General features: G+C 62.2%; 15 protein-coding genes. 2 read left to right on the top strand and 13 right to left on the bottom strand.

The window, feature by feature from the left end; genetic code table 11:
• Positions 1-80 precede the first annotated feature (80 nt).
• Positions 81-827: an electron transfer flavoprotein subunit beta/FixA family protein gene (locus tag A7X97_RS16655; protein ID WP_111008210.1), complete on the top strand. Its 747-nt coding sequence runs from the start codon at positions 81-83 to the stop codon at positions 825-827.
• Positions 827-1,768 carry an electron transfer flavoprotein subunit alpha/FixB family protein gene (locus A7X97_RS16650; protein ID WP_111008209.1) on the top strand — a complete coding sequence of 314 codons (942 nt, stop codon included), beginning with the start codon at positions 827-829 and terminating at the stop codon, positions 1,766-1,768. The genes A7X97_RS16655 and A7X97_RS16650 overlap by 1 nt, the downstream gene beginning before the upstream one ends.
• Positions 1,769-1,793: 25 nt before the next feature.
• Here the strand turns inward: A7X97_RS16650 and A7X97_RS16645 are convergent, their stop codons facing one another.
• From A7X97_RS16645 to A7X97_RS16585, 13 genes are all read right to left on the bottom strand, one after another.
• Positions 1,794-2,459, bottom strand: a complete 666-nt coding sequence (locus tag A7X97_RS16645) for a PglD-related sugar-binding protein (protein ID WP_111008208.1) — start codon at positions 2,457-2,459, stop codon at positions 1,794-1,796.
• Between the two features lie 30 nt (positions 2,460-2,489).
• Positions 2,490-3,698 carry an acyl-CoA reductase gene (locus A7X97_RS16640; protein ID WP_111008207.1) on the bottom strand — a complete coding sequence of 403 codons (1,209 nt, stop codon included), beginning with the start codon at positions 3,696-3,698 and terminating at the stop codon, positions 2,490-2,492.
• Entirely contained in the window at positions 3,695-4,843 is a 1,149-nt protein-coding gene (locus tag A7X97_RS16635; protein ID WP_111008206.1) for a LuxE/PaaK family acyltransferase, read from the bottom strand. Before A7X97_RS16635 ends, A7X97_RS16640 begins: the two co-directional genes overlap by 4 nt.
• Entirely contained in the window at positions 4,788-6,179 is a 1,392-nt protein-coding gene (locus A7X97_RS16630; protein ID WP_111008205.1) for an AMP-binding protein, read from the bottom strand. The genes A7X97_RS16635 and A7X97_RS16630 overlap by 56 nt, the downstream gene beginning before the upstream one ends.
• Complete coding sequence (locus A7X97_RS16625; RefSeq protein WP_111008204.1) at positions 6,179-6,931, bottom strand: SDR family NAD(P)-dependent oxidoreductase; 753 nt, start codon at positions 6,929-6,931, stop codon at positions 6,179-6,181. Before A7X97_RS16625 ends, A7X97_RS16630 begins: the two co-directional genes overlap by 1 nt.
• A gap of 1 nt (position 6,932) precedes the next feature.
• Complete coding sequence (locus tag A7X97_RS16620) at positions 6,933-7,175, bottom strand: acyl carrier protein (RefSeq protein WP_043398768.1); 243 nt, start codon at positions 7,173-7,175, stop codon at positions 6,933-6,935.
• Positions 7,176-7,180: 5 nt separating this feature from the next.
• Positions 7,181-8,137, bottom strand: coding sequence for a glycosyltransferase family 2 protein (locus tag A7X97_RS16615; protein WP_111008203.1), 957 nt, complete (start codon positions 8,135-8,137; stop codon positions 7,181-7,183).
• Positions 8,134-9,264 carry a DegT/DnrJ/EryC1/StrS family aminotransferase gene (locus A7X97_RS16610; protein ID WP_111008202.1) on the bottom strand — a complete coding sequence of 377 codons (1,131 nt, stop codon included), beginning with the start codon at positions 9,262-9,264 and terminating at the stop codon, positions 8,134-8,136. The genes A7X97_RS16615 and A7X97_RS16610 overlap by 4 nt, the downstream gene beginning before the upstream one ends.
• Positions 9,265-9,268: 4 nt before the next feature.
• Complete coding sequence (locus A7X97_RS16605; RefSeq protein WP_080375070.1) at positions 9,269-9,685, bottom strand: GtrA family protein; 417 nt, start codon at positions 9,683-9,685, stop codon at positions 9,269-9,271.
• Positions 9,686-9,775: 90 nt separating this feature from the next.
• Complete coding sequence (locus tag A7X97_RS16600) at positions 9,776-11,668, bottom strand: hypothetical protein (RefSeq protein WP_111008201.1); 1,893 nt, start codon at positions 11,666-11,668, stop codon at positions 9,776-9,778.
• A gap of 227 nt (positions 11,669-11,895) precedes the next feature.
• Complete coding sequence (locus A7X97_RS16595) at positions 11,896-12,693, bottom strand: methyltransferase domain-containing protein (protein ID WP_164093335.1); 798 nt, start codon at positions 12,691-12,693, stop codon at positions 11,896-11,898.
• A gap of 165 nt (positions 12,694-12,858) precedes the next feature.
• Positions 12,859-13,434: a D-glycero-alpha-D-manno-heptose-1,7-bisphosphate 7-phosphatase gene (locus A7X97_RS16590; protein ID WP_164093334.1), complete on the bottom strand. Its 576-nt coding sequence runs from the start codon at positions 13,432-13,434 to the stop codon at positions 12,859-12,861.
• A gap of 17 nt (positions 13,435-13,451) precedes the next feature.
• Positions 13,452-14,144: a sugar phosphate nucleotidyltransferase gene (locus A7X97_RS16585; RefSeq protein WP_111008198.1), complete on the bottom strand. Its 693-nt coding sequence runs from the start codon at positions 14,142-14,144 to the stop codon at positions 13,452-13,454.

Below are 14,144 nucleotides of genomic sequence, written 5' to 3'. Positions count from 1 at the left end.
TAGAATCGGGATCCCACCCCCGAACCGGTTGCTTTACGAGGACCGGACGTTCTCCCCGTTATTGAAGGACCCCGTACCAGATGAAAATCCTCGTCGCGTACAAGCGCGTGGTGGACTACAACGTCCGCATTCAGGTCAAGCCGGACGGTTCCGGCGTGGTCACCGACGGCGTCAAGCTGTCCCCCAACCCCTTCGATGAAATCGCGCTGGAAGAAGCCCTGCGCCTGCGCGACAAGGGCATCGCCAGCGAGGTCGTGGTCGCCACCATCGCCCCGGCCGACGCCCAGGCGCACCTGCGCAACGGCCTGGCCATGGGCGCCAACCGCGCGGTCCATGTGGTCACCGACCAGGCCATCCAGCCGCTGACCGCCGCACGCACCCTGCTCAAGCTGATCGAGAAGGAACAGCCGGACCTGGTGATCCTGGGCAAGCAGGCCATCGACGACGACGCCAACCAGACCGGCCAGATGCTGGCTACGCTGTGGGGCCGTCCGCAGGCGACCTTCGCCAGCAAGCTGGACCTTGCCGACGGCAAGGCCACGGTGATCCGCGAAGTCGACGCCGGCCTGGAAACGCTGGAAGTCGATCTGCCGGCGGTGGTCACCACCGACCTGCGCCTGAACGAGCCGCGCTTCATCAAGCTACCGGACATCATGAAGGCCAAGGCCAAGCCGCTGGAGACCGTGCAGCTGGCCGACCTCGGCGTTGAAGCCGCCGATACCTTCAAGACCACCCAGTACGCCGCGCCGTCCAAGCGCAGCAAGGGTGTGATGGTCAAGGACGCGGCCGAACTGGTGGCCGCACTCAAGCAGAAGGGGTTGCTGTAATGAGCAGGATTCTCGTCATCGCCGAGCACCATGACGGCAAGCTCAACGCCGCCACCGCCAAGACCGTCAGCGCCGCTGCCGCCATCGGCGGTGCCAGCATCGACGTGCTGGTGCTGGCCGCCGATCCGGCTGCCGTGGCTGCGGAGGCCGCGAAGATCACCGGCGTCGCCAAGGTCCTGACCGTGGCCAACGCTGCTAACGCGCAGGCCATCGCGCAGGTGCTGGCGCCGCAGATCGCGCAGCTGGCCAAGGGCTACACCCACGTGTTCGGCCCGTCGACCACTTTCGGCAAGGACCTGATGCCGTGCGTGGCTGCCCTGCTGGGCGTCAACCAAGTCTCCGACCTGATGACCGTCGAAGGCAGCCACACCTTCAAGCGTCCGATCTACGCCGGCAACGCGATCATCACCGTGGAAGCCCCGGCCGACCAGATCGTGGTCGCCACCGTGCGTGCCGCCTCGTGGCCGGAAGCCGCCCAGGGCGGTAGCGCCACCATCGAAGCGGCCAGCGTCGATGCTGCCCTGCCGACCCACACCCGCTTCGTCGGCCTCGCCGCCGGTGCCAGCGACCGCCCGGACCTGCAGAGCGCCAAGCGCGTGGTCTCCGGTGGCCGCGGCGTCGGTTCGGAAGAGAACTTCAAGGTGATCTTCCAGCTGGCCGACAAGCTCGGTGCCGCCGTCGGTGCCTCGCGCGCTGCGGTTGATGCCGGCTACGTGCCCAGCGACCTGCAGGTCGGCCAGACCGGCAAGATCATCGCCCCGGAACTTTACGTGGCCGTCGGCATCAGTGGCGCCATCCAGCACCTGACCGGCATCAAGGATGCCGGCACGATCGTCGCGATCAACAAGGATCCGGATTCGCCGATCTTTGAGATTGCCGATATTGGTCTGGTGGGGGATCTGTTTGCGATCCTGCCGGAGCTGGAAGCGGCGCTGGCTTGATCCGCTCCGATCGTGCTCCGGATCGTTAGGTCCGGAGCGCGATCACCTGATAGGTTCCGCGCGCGGAGACCATCTGGCGATCACCTGCACTTGCGCGCACACCGGTATGGCTGTCGACAATGCACCCGGCTCCCAAACGGGTCCTGGGATAGATCGTCGCGCGGGTACCCAGGAAGCAATCGTCGCCGATCGACGCATCGCCATTGAGCGCAGCGTAGGGAGAAAGGATGCTGAACTCCCCGACACGGGCACCGTGGCCCACACTGCAATGCACGTTCACCGCCGCTCCCCGGCCCAGCGTCGCATTGCGGTTGATCACGCTGAAGGGACACACCAGTACACCATCCCCGAACTGCGCATTCGGAGAGATCACCGTGTTGGCCGACACGAACGGGGGAGCGTACACCCCCATCTCCCAGAGACGTGACAGGATGAGTCGACGTCCCTTCACCGAGCCAACCGCAACGACCACAGCTTCGCGTTCTACGGGCCGATAGTCGCCGATTGCCCCAAGGTGGGTCGAACCAAGCTGGGCAGGAATCGGATTATCTGCACCGTCATCAATGAATCCGGAGATCATCGGCCCGCCACCGCGGGCGTCTGCACTGAGGTAATCGAAGACTTCCATGCCGAAGCCACCGGCCCCGGCAATCACCACCGAATCGATGGCACGATCATTAAGCAATGGCATCCGTCTTCTCCGTTCTGAACGTAACTTCGATCAGGCGACCGTGATTTCGCGCGTGAACACGGTCATCAGATCAAAACCGTCCCAGACACTGCTGAAATCAAGCGCACTTCCCACCGGTACGAAGCGGTCAACACCGGCCAACGGCGCCTGCTGCACGAAGGACCGCAGCTGATCCGATGGCATACCGAGGTAGGAAACCGTTTGAACCTTGCGGGAAAGCAGTGGGCGAAGCGCATCCAGATGCGCAATACGAGACTCGAAGAAGAGTCCCGCACCGCAATGTGCATCGGCATGCAATGCCGGAACCTCAAGCCAGAGGCGCGCAACATTGTTGCCGCTCGCCGCCGGAATGCTGACATCGGCCTCGATGGAAAGCACATCCTGCGCGATTCGCTTGTTCACATAGTCGACGTCGCCGAAGGAAACACCCTTTTCCCGTACCTTCTGTTCCAATGCGGGCCAGAAGCCGTCCCGTGCCTGATCCACCTGCGCCGGGCTTCCGATCCAGAGAATCAGCCGCGGCGACGAACAGGCCATCTGATCGAACCAATAGGCATCGTTGAAGAACCCATCGATCCAGCGCGCCTTCTGCTCGGGCGAAGCGAATATCCAGCCGGCCGCATCGAAGAGACCGAGCGAGAACTTGTTTGCAAATGCAATCTCGGTCGCAGTCGGTGGCAAGGGCACCTGACGGATGGCTGCAACTGTCGCATCGCCGCCCCAGATAACACGCGTATCGCAGTGAGCGGACAACAATGCAGTGGTGCGAGCATCAGCCGCATAGCGCACCACCAGGCTGCGCCTGGCAATCTCGGCATGCTCAGGACGCGTGCTTACCCGGCCGATGGCAGCAACCAACAGGTCGGTCTGCACCGATGCCTTCGTCGACAACCTGACGATGTTGCGGTTACCACACAGGAGCGAAATGAACCAGGAGTAGACAAAGATCGTGTCCACGTTGGAAGGCGCGAAATGCAGAACCGTTCCGCGTGCCACTGACAGATGACCGTCGTGACGGCGACCATGGGCTTCCTTCAGCCGCACGATGTTCGAGCGCCGCATCCAGAATGCCAGCGCGCTCAGCTCGGGATAACTCCGTGCCTCCGGCATGCGGAACAGCTCTGCAGACAGAGCATCGACGAATGCCACCGAGGGCTCGGCGAACGCGGGAAGCGGAGGGGCCTCGGCCAAGACCTCCAGGTCAGGGGCCGTCGCGATAAGGGACTCGTAATTACTCATGGGCGTGCATCAAAGGGGGCGGTTGCTGCATCGGCAGCATGGGTATCGCTGCAACCACGCAGTTCTGCGCGCGCCACCCGGCCATGCACGCGGAACGTGCGGCCCAGGCGGCCACACGGACAATCGTCCACGCCGGTCCACTCGCCGATGTCCTCGGTCAGCAGGCTATGGCCCGGGTAACTCGTAGGCAACACCGACAGCACCTGGATAAGGCCTGGCACGTTTGCCGGCAGAGGCTCCCACGTGCTCGGCGCACGGATCTTCACATCAGCAAAGGCAGGACAGTGCAGGCGACCGTGCTCGCACTCGACGAAGATCGAACCAACCTGTTCGACCATACCGTAGAAATTGTGCACAGCGCCGATACTGAAACTCTCGGCCAGCGACCGCTTGAACTCTTCATTGCTTACCGCCTCATCCTGCAGCTTCTTCCAGCCACCACTGTGGATGAGTACGGCATCACTGAACCGCGGCACATCACTGCGCCCCTTCAACGCCTGGACAAAGTACTTCCAGACCATGAAGGTGAAGCCGAACAGGAACACGCGCTGGCCAGCATGCCGCTCCAGGAACACATTCACTGCCTCGAGATTGATCGACATATCGTCGTTCAATGCGTAGGTATGGTCACGCCCAAAATTGGACAGGCCAAGAATGCCAGCGCCACGCGCGGAAAAATTGGCGCGATCCTTCACCACACCGGGATGATCGATGATGAGCATCGGCAGGCGCGCCTTGCCGAGGAACTGCTGCATGATCAGCACCAGCGCGCGCGTTTGCGCAGCCGCCGTATCGCGATCAAGGATGATCCTGGAGACCGTCTGCGACGTCGTGCCCGACGAGGTGAGGACCTTGAAGCGCTGATCGGCCGGGGTCGAGCTGAGCTCGAACTCCTTGAACAGGCGTACGGGCAGGAAAGGAATCTGGTCGACGCTTTGTTCCGAGCCGGGCGTATGCCCGTGGGCCTGCAGCACGCGCGCATAGGGCGTGCAGTGCTCGGCATGATGCACGGTCAAGCTGCTCAGCAGCTGCTTGAGCAGGACTTCCTTCTCGGCAGCCCCGACGCCATAGACAGGCAGGTCAAAGTAATCACGTTGCACGGGCCGCCCCTTGGCCTGCCTCAGCCTGTTGAAGGAGATCTGCATACAGAATCTTGCCCGACGAGGACAGCGGAATGGCGTCGACCGGCAGCACCCTCACCGCGATTGGATTCAGCTTGTAGCGCGCCGCGATCTCCCGCCTCAGACGCTCGCAGACATCATCCTCAGGCCGGACAAGGATCGCGACAACAAGGTCGTCGCGTCCGGTCATGACCACATCCCAGCCATCGGCTCGCAGCTTGGACTCCATCTCGTCCAGGCCGAAGCGGTTGCCGAATACCTTGATCATCCGCTTCAAGCGGCCAACCACGTAGTAGTACCCGTCGTCGTCAAAACGCGCCAGGTCACCCGTACTGAGCACACCCTGCTGGATGTCGCCCAACGCCAGATCGCCAGGACCCTCGGCGTACCCCAGCATCACATTCGCGCCGCGATAGCACAGCTCACCCACCTCACCGGCCCGCTCGATGGCCCGCCCCTGCTCGTCCACCAACGATAGCATTCCGCCTGGAATGGCAACACCAACCGACCCGATCTTGCTGGCCAACACGTCATGGGGGACATAGGCAATCCGGGCTGTGGCCTCGGTCTGGCCGTACATCACGAAGAAGCGCTGGCCGCGCTGCTCGGCCAAGTTGTGGAACCACTCGATGGTCGACTCGGCCAAGCGGCCTCCCGCCTGCGTCAGGGTCTGCAGTGAAGGCAGCGACATGCGCTCGAAGCGGAACTGCTTCAGCATCTCGTAGTGGGTCGGAACACCGGAGAGACTCGTCGCTTCGTGCTGCCGGAAAAAGTCCCAGAATGACCTGGAAACCACGGACTCGGCAGTCAGCAGCAACGTCGCACCGGCCAGCAGGTGACTGTTGATCACCGACAGACCGTAGGAGTAATGCATGGGCAACGAGGTGATTGCCCGCTGCGCGCTGTCGATCCCCAGGTAATCCTGGATCGACTGGGCGTTGGCCTGCAGGTTTCCTGCAGAAAGACGCACCAGCTTTGACGATCCCGTGCTACCCGATGTCGGCAGCAGGACTGCCAGTTCAGCAGAAACTGCGGCCGCGCGCCTGCCAGTTGCATGCCACTGGCCATCAGGACGGCGCACGTGGCTGATGCTGTAATGATCAATGACCTGCTCGCGCAGTGTGTCATTCAACGAGGCATCCAGCAGCAGTACGGGCTGCCCTGCACGCAGCGCGCCCAGATAGGCCAGCAGGTTGTCCAGCGTATTGGCGCATTCGAGGGCGATGACGCCCCAGGCCGGATCGACAGCAGCCCACGCAGCGTCCGCGCGCGCGGCCAGTTCGCGGTATGCCAGTGACTCTCCGCCGGGAAGGATCACGGCAATCTGGTCGCCGTGCTGTTCCAGTACGCGGGCGAACATCAGATCAGCATCCCGCCGTCGACCCCGATCACCTGACCGGTCACATAGGACGCCAGATCCGATCCGAGGAAGACTGCCACGTTGGCCACCTCTGCCGGCGCACCCACCCGGTCCATGGCGATGGACGCAACGCGTTCGGCATATTTCTCCGAACCAATGGAGCGCGCCATGTCCGTGTCGATGAATCCTGGCGCGATCGCATTGACGCGGATGTTGTTCGGCGCGAGCTCCTTGGAGAGCGAGAGGGTGATGCCGACCACGGCCGCTTTGCTGCCACCGTAGACCGCCTGGCCAACGTTGCCGGTCACGCCGATGATGGATGCAAGATTGATGATCGAGCCACCACCGTTGCGTGCCATCAGTCGGCTCGCATACTGGGCACAATACAGGACGCCATAGGTGTTGACCGAGAATACCGCCTGGATCTGCTCAGGCGTGACCATGCCGATAAGGGCATCCTGCAGGACGCCCGCGTTCGAAACGAGCACGTCCAGCCGGCGGTGCTGCTTGAACACGGACTGGAAAGCATCACGCACGGAAACCGGATCGGTCACGTCAAGCGGAACCGCCTCCAGCCGTGCCTCAGGCATGCTCGTGCGCACGCTGTCGAGCAGCGGCTGCAGAGCGGCGGTGTCCCTGGCAGTCGCCACAACGTGTGCGCCCTGCTGCAGGTAGGCACGAACCGTTGCCTCTCCGATGCCGCGGGACGCCCCCGTGATAAGGGCAACCTTTCCCTCCAGCAAACCGGCCATATCAGAACTCGACGCCGTGCTTCGCCAGGATTTCCTTGGCCTTGGCGACCGAGCTCATATCGATGATGTCATCAGTGTCGAACATGACATCGAACTCATTCTCAAGCTGCGAAACCAGCAGCATGTGGGCAATCGAATCCCATTCCGGAATGCTGTTGTAAAGCAGACCATCGACCACGCGGGAAGCGTCGATGTTCAGGGCGGCCGAATAGACCGATACCAGTCGCTCGTCGTTGTTACTCATCAGTGTTACTCCAGCTCATTCTTGGAAATGGCAGCCTTTTCAGCTGTATCTTCTCGGACGATGTACATCGGCTTGGCACGGATCTCGTCGAGAATCCGCCACAGGTATTCGCCGATGACACCCAGCATCAACATGATCATGCCGCCCACCACCAGGATCGCCACCATGATCGGCGCCCAGCCCGAGAACGGCGTCAGGTCGAACAGGCGCGAAACCGCGATCACGACGGCATAGCAAAGCCCCAGCATGGCCAGCACGGTGCCGGACAAGGACATGAGACGGATCGGAAGATAGGAACCGTCGATGATGAAATCGAAGGCCAGTTTCAGCTTCTTGCTGAAGTTGTACTGCGACTTGCCGATCTCGCGCTTGCGCCGCACGTACGGAATGTAGGCGGTCGGGAAGCCGGCCCAGAGCACGTCACCCTGGAAGAAACGATGGCGCCCCTTCATGCTCATGAAGAGCGTCAGCGCACGGCGGCTCATCAGGGTGAAATCGAACCCGCCCGCCGGCATGTTCGGGTTGGACATGCGCAGGATGCCGTAGACAATGCGGGAAAACATCGAGGAAGTGAAGTTGTCCTCACGGTCCGCACGATGCGCGATGACCACTTCATTGCCCTGTTCCCACTTGCGGATCATCTCGGCGGTCAACTCGATCGGATCCTGCATGTCTGCGGACATGTTGATGACCGCGTCGCCGCTGGCGGCGTCGAAGCCGGCCAACGTAGCCGACAGCTGGCCGAAGTTGCGGGTGAAGGAGATCGATCGCACGCGCGGATCCTGCGCACTGACACGCAGCATCTCTGCATGGGAGCCATCCTTGGAGCCATCATTCACGAACACGATCTCGTAGTCGTGTTCGGGCAGGCTGGTGGCGAACAGGTCGCGGATCCCAGCCCAGGTCAGCTCGATTGAACCTTCATTGTGATAGACCGGAATGACGTAGCTGATCGTGCTCACTGGACGACTCCGGCGGTCTCGGTGGAAATCGCCCGTGCGAGCGAATCGACCACGGTACCGATCTCCTCGTCAGTGATACCGGCGAAGAACGGCAGACCGAGGATGCGGTCGCCGATGGCAGCGGTAACACCCAGCGAGTCCGAGCGGTCGAAATGGGCCAGCACGCCATGCGCGTGCAACGGCGGGCAGTACCACCGCCGGGTATCGATACCCTGCTCGCGCAATGCGTCACCGATGGCCAGCGCGTCGACACCGTCAGGCAGGAGCACCGGAAGCAGCGGATAGATACCATCGGGATCCTTTTCTTGCAGCCCCACGCTCGGGCAGGCCTGCTGCAGCTTACGCAGGTAGCGGGCATGCAGCTCGCGCCGCTGCTCGACAATGTCGGGCCACTCGTCCAGTGCCGCCAACCCGACTGCAGCGTGATACTCACTGAGCTTGCCGTTGGTCCCCAGTCCGATCAGCTCGCCACGGGCGGCGTCGATGCCGAAGTTGGCCAACTGACGGATGCGCCGGATGCGCTCGGCATTGAACGACACGATCAATCCGCCCTCACCGCTGCCGATGGATTTCGTCGCGTGGAAGCTGAACACAACGTCCGTCGTGCGGCCGATCGGCTGGTTCCCGAAGGCACCTGCCGCGTCGATCAGCACCGGGATACCGGTCTTTGCGCTGAAGTCATCCCAGGCGGTGACATCGTGCTGCTTGCCGAATGTACTGACCGGCATCACCAGGTCAAAGATCTCACCCCGCGCCAGCGCCTCCTCGGCAATGGCCGGAGTCAGGCACCAGCCGGAAGGGTCGATGTCGCTGAACAGCGGGGTCGCCCCCACCCTGACAATCGCCGTGGCCGTGGCGACGAAGGTGAGCGAGGGCAACAGGACCCGCGCGCCTGCACGCAAGGCAAGCGCCTGGATAGCCAGCTCGAGACCGACGGTGCAGTTGGAGACAGTCGTCAGATGGGCCGGCTCAAGCCCCTGGCCGAGTTCGGTCGCCAGGCGCTGCTCGAACTCGGCGTTCAAAGGGCCGTAATTGGTGTAAATCCGATTCTGGTCAATCTTTCGGAGATACGGATACACCTTGTCCGCAGACGGCATCCTCGGAATCAACAACGGAATACGACGCATCGGGTCACCGGGAAAAAGAGAAATACTTGTGAGCAAAATAGCTCGCGACAGTCGAAACCATCACGAACACTCCCTGGACGACGCGCGGGTCACCTTCAGAGAGCCTTATGCAGATCGGCAGTGCTACCACATTGATTGCGAATATCGTGGAGTTGGCCAGCAGGAACCGGCCGAACTCGCGTACCCAAGGCGCCCGTGAACGGAACACGAACACCCGCTGATTGACGAAGGCTATGGGAAGTGCGACCAGATAGGCGGCGACAAGAATGGCTACCGGGCCTGCCCAGGGATCCATGAGTGCGAACGTCAGCAGGAAGCAGGCATAGCCGATCACGGTATTGCCCGCGCCCACAATCAGGAATCGCAACTTCTCGGATTTGAGGAGGCGAACAATCTTCTCCTGCTCCACTTTCCACACCACCTATGCTCCCAAGCCTCGGATCGGTTGTCGCGCCCCCAAGGCGCAGGGCATTGGCTTTGTAATCTTAACATAGCCCCCTTCGGGAGCCGATCAAGGATTGGCCACTCCGATGTTGCGCAGCAGCACCCTACCCGAGTGGTCGTCAGGCAGCGTCGCATAGACATAGGCATGGGTCGCGCCGCTGGGGGCAACTGCCAGCAGGGGATAGGAACGGGGCACCAGACCCACATCCACCACTTCGATCTGAGTCGAAATGAACCCGCCGTCCGCGCCATGCCAATTGATCTGCAGGCGCATCCTGCCGGGCTGCCCATTGGCAGACTGGGCGGTGTACAGGACAATGTGGCGATCAAGTTCCTCAGCAGCCTGCCGACGGGTCAGTTCCGACAGTCCGCGGAGCTCCAATCCCTCGCTGCTTACCCGTTCATCCGGAATACCCATCCATTCCGGCCACTCCTTGCCCCCACCCAGCTGATGGGTAGGAGCTGGTAACGCCGCAGGATCCATCAGACGCTTGGCCTGTTCAGCGGATATCACGCTGAATCCCGGACGGCCGCGCAGATTGGGCTCACCCACCACAAGGCCATAGCTGAATTCCTTGACATTACCCTTGCTGAATTCGGCACGCGGATAGAGGCAATGCCCCTTCGGCAGGTTAAGGCGGCAATAGACCTTGCCATCTTCACCGAGCACCCAGCTGATGTCCGGCTCGGGCCCAGCTACGACCACACCGTCTCCAGCCTGGCGCAGGGTACTCAGCGAATCGCTGATGGATACGGCCAGACGCGCGCCAGTGATGCTGGCAATCGACCACATACTGCCGAAGAACAGGTAGAACAACTGGGTGACGGCCAGTACCGACAGGATGATGATCTGCGCCCGGTGCCGATAGCCGGCAAAGACAAACAGCAGCAGGAACGCCATGGCCGGGTACATCCAGCGGGCCTCCTGCCGCGCTGAACCGGGCAGGCTCGCAATCGCAACCAGGCCGACAATCGCGGCCAGGAAGGCCAGCATCGGCATGAAGTAGGTCGTCGAACGCCACTGCGGGCGCAGCCACGGCAGGCACCAGGCCAACAGGGAGACTGCGGCCAGCGGCACAAAGAGATACATGTAGCGGGGCGCCGCATGGTTGAACATGCCAACGAAGTACTGTGGGCCGTGATTACCACCCAGGAAAAGGTTGACCAGGTAGGTGGCCGACACTTTCATTGTGTCCAGCGATACGCTGACAGTCTGTCCGGAGGTACCCATCGCCACCGGCTGGTTGGACAGCACTTTCACGGCAACGATGTACAGGCCGAGCGGAACAACAGCAGTGACCAGGGCGAATACCAGGGGCCGGGCGCCGACTGACCTGCGCATAGGCCACCAGCGCAGCATCGCCACGCCGGACAGGCCCAGCAGCGCCAATGCGTAGCGCTCATGAGTGAACACCGCCAGGATGAAGAGCAGCAGCGCCAATCCCAGGCAGGAAGCGCGCTGGTGCTGCAGGAACACCAGACCGGACATGGACACGGCAACACCGGCCAGGAGGAACAGGAGACTGAGCGCCTCGACCGTTCCCGAAACGTAGTCGAAGTACAGCATGATGTTGAAACGACACGCCACCATCATCGCCGCAGCCAACAGGGCAGCGCTTCGGCGAGCATTGAAATGCACCCGCGCGATCCCGTAGACCAGCGCGGCACATCCTGCCAACGCCGCACAATTGACCAGCATGGTCATCCAGCGCGGAAGATCCTGGGAGACGATGACCGCCCAGATGAAGTTCATGACGATGCGTGGCTTGTAGCTGTTCAGCCCGGTGAAAACCCCCATCAGGGTGTTGCCGCTGTGCTCTCCGAAGTTGAAGGAGAACATCTCGTCGCCGAAGTAATAGGGATGATAGAAGTAGATGGACAGCGCGAACGTCATCGCTGCGATGGCCGCCAGGTCCACCAGGCGCACCACCGTCTTTACAGCCAGGATCTTGTTAAACATCGACACACTGCTCCATTGATTCAAACCGCCGCAAGGCCTCGCTTCCTGTACGCCGCGACCGCGCGGCCCACGATCCGGCAGGATCCGTGGGTAACAGCAGGCACGTACATGGCCATTCCGCCGCGATGCCATCAGCAGCCGGACCGAGATAGTAACAGTGCGACACACTGTGGGTCGCGCGCTCCGGGGCTGACCTCGAGGTAGCGCCGCAGAAGGGGCCAGACGGACTAGATGTAAGCCCGAGCGCTCTCCCGGGCCAGGATGTGCATGACCGTCCCCATGTCCTCATCAGTCAAAAGATCGACGTTGGCCTGCGGCGCCGACCAGATGCGATCAGCCAGCGGAACCTGCTGGCGTGGGTCGCCGGAAAGGACTTCGACCACGAAAGCCCAGCTCTTGCCCTGCAGCGGGAGCACGCGGAAGCCCAGAGGCTCGAACAGCCGGCGCGCAGCGCTTTCCGACCAGCAGGTGATATGCCCCCGGTGGAACGGATCAAGGTAGCCTGGATCCTCGGTCCGTACATACTCAGTCAGTCCGGTATTGAACAGAAACAGCCCCCCCGGAGCCGCGACCTTGCGTAGGGAGCTCGCCAACGACCTCGCCATCGACGGGGTCAGATGTTCAACTACTTCCACGCAGATACCACATTCGAACGTCATCCCAATGTCGGCCAGATCGCCGCACCTGTAATTCGCGTGGCTGGAGCGGTACGCCGGCTCGGGTGGAAACTTCTCTACGCCGTAGAAGCAATGCGAACTCTTCGGCAGGTAGCGCTGCACCGCATCGAGCAGAAAACCCGGTCCCGTGCCGATATCGATGAAGCGCTGGACGGGAATGGAGCAGTAGAGCAACGCCTCCCCCAACCTTGCCAACGACGACCCGAAAGACCGGTCACGTGCCGACTGCAATTCGGAGCGCCAGTAGTCCTCGTCGTATTCCCGGGGAGATTGGCCAGCATCGATCGATGCTATCAGCGCCGGGTCGGCGAATATGAAATCGCAGATGCCACATTCAAGATACTGCACGCCATCAACCACCCTGAAGGCAGTGGCCGGCTCATTGCACAGCAGACAGTTACCCGTCGACGACACAGATCTGAAGCGCGCCACAGCCCTCTCCCGGAAGGATGGAGAAGGCATCCTAGCAGCACAGGATTGCTACGGCATCCAGCGGACTTTGTGGATAACCGGCTACAGCTGACGCTGCACCGCAGCGAGGTCAGGCACCATGATGGCCTGCTGCGGCGCAGCACCCTTGCCGATGTCGCCTGCGATCAGGAGCAGCTTCCCTATGCCTGCAGCCGCCCCCGCCTGCATATCCGAGATCTTGTCGCCAACGAATACCGCCTGCGCCGGGTCAATCGAAAACTCCTCGATCGCCTTCAGCAACATGCCCGGTTCGGGCTTTCGGCACAGGCATTCAATCTTGAATTCACCCTGGCCGGCCTGCGGATGATGCGGGCAGAACCACGTGCCCAGCAGCGGCGCGCCGGCCTGCAGCAACTGCTCGTGCTGCCAGTGCGTGTAGTCGGTGAAGTCATTGACGCTGTAGAAGCCACGTGCGATGCCGGCCTGGTTGGTCACCACCACAACCTGGTAGCCCAAACGCGCAGCATCGGCCAGCAGCGGCAGGATACCGGGAACCCACTCAGTCCGATCCGGTGTATGCACGTAGCCGTGATTGACGTTGATCACTCCGTCCCGATCAAGGAAAAGTACTGGCGCACCGGGCCGCCTTGTGACCGGCCCGGCGACGAAGCCCGGCACGTTTGGCAGCACTGTCATCAGGCTGCTCCAAGCAACGTCTGCGCGCGATAGAAATCCTCCGGCACGCCGATGTCGATGAACGCAGCGGTCTCCACCAGCGCGCCGACCCGCCCAGCGGCTACGGCCGGTTCCAGCACCTGCTTTTCGAACGAGAAGGAGACTTCGTCCGGCAGGCTGGCCAGCGCCTGCGCGCTGAGGAAATAGCTGCCGGCATTGATCAGGCCGGCACCACCCGGGCGCTTCTCATGGAAGCGCAGCACCCTGCCCTGCTCGACATCCACCGTGCCGTAGCGTGAGACATCATCCACACGCGCCAGCGCGATCGACATCGGCAGACCCTTTGCAGCCGCTTCCAGTGCTGCCGGCGAGTACTCGAGGTAGGTGTCGCCATTGCAGACGTGCAGCCCGTCACCCTGCGCCAGCCGTGCCGCGGCAGCGATCGCGCCACCGGTGCCGAGCGGCGTCTCCTCACGCGAGTAGACCACTTCCATGCCCGCCCACTTCCTGCCGATGGTCTGCTCGACAACATCACCTAGGTAACCGGTCGCCAGGATCACACGACGCATGCCGGCGGCCGCATAGCGATTCAACAGATAGGCCAGGAACGGGCGTCCGGCCACCGGGGCCAGGGGCTTGGGCAGGTGGGGCACTTCGCTTCGCAGCCGGGTGCCGAAGCCGCCGGCCAGGATCAGGATCTCGTCGGCAGCCAT

This window comes from Stenotrophomonas sepilia, from assembly GCF_003244875.1.
Classification (GTDB): Bacteria; Pseudomonadota; Gammaproteobacteria; order Xanthomonadales; family Xanthomonadaceae; genus Stenotrophomonas; species Stenotrophomonas sepilia.
The sequence above is the reverse complement of the archived record's forward strand: the minus strand, read 5'-3'. Positions and strand labels throughout refer to the sequence as shown.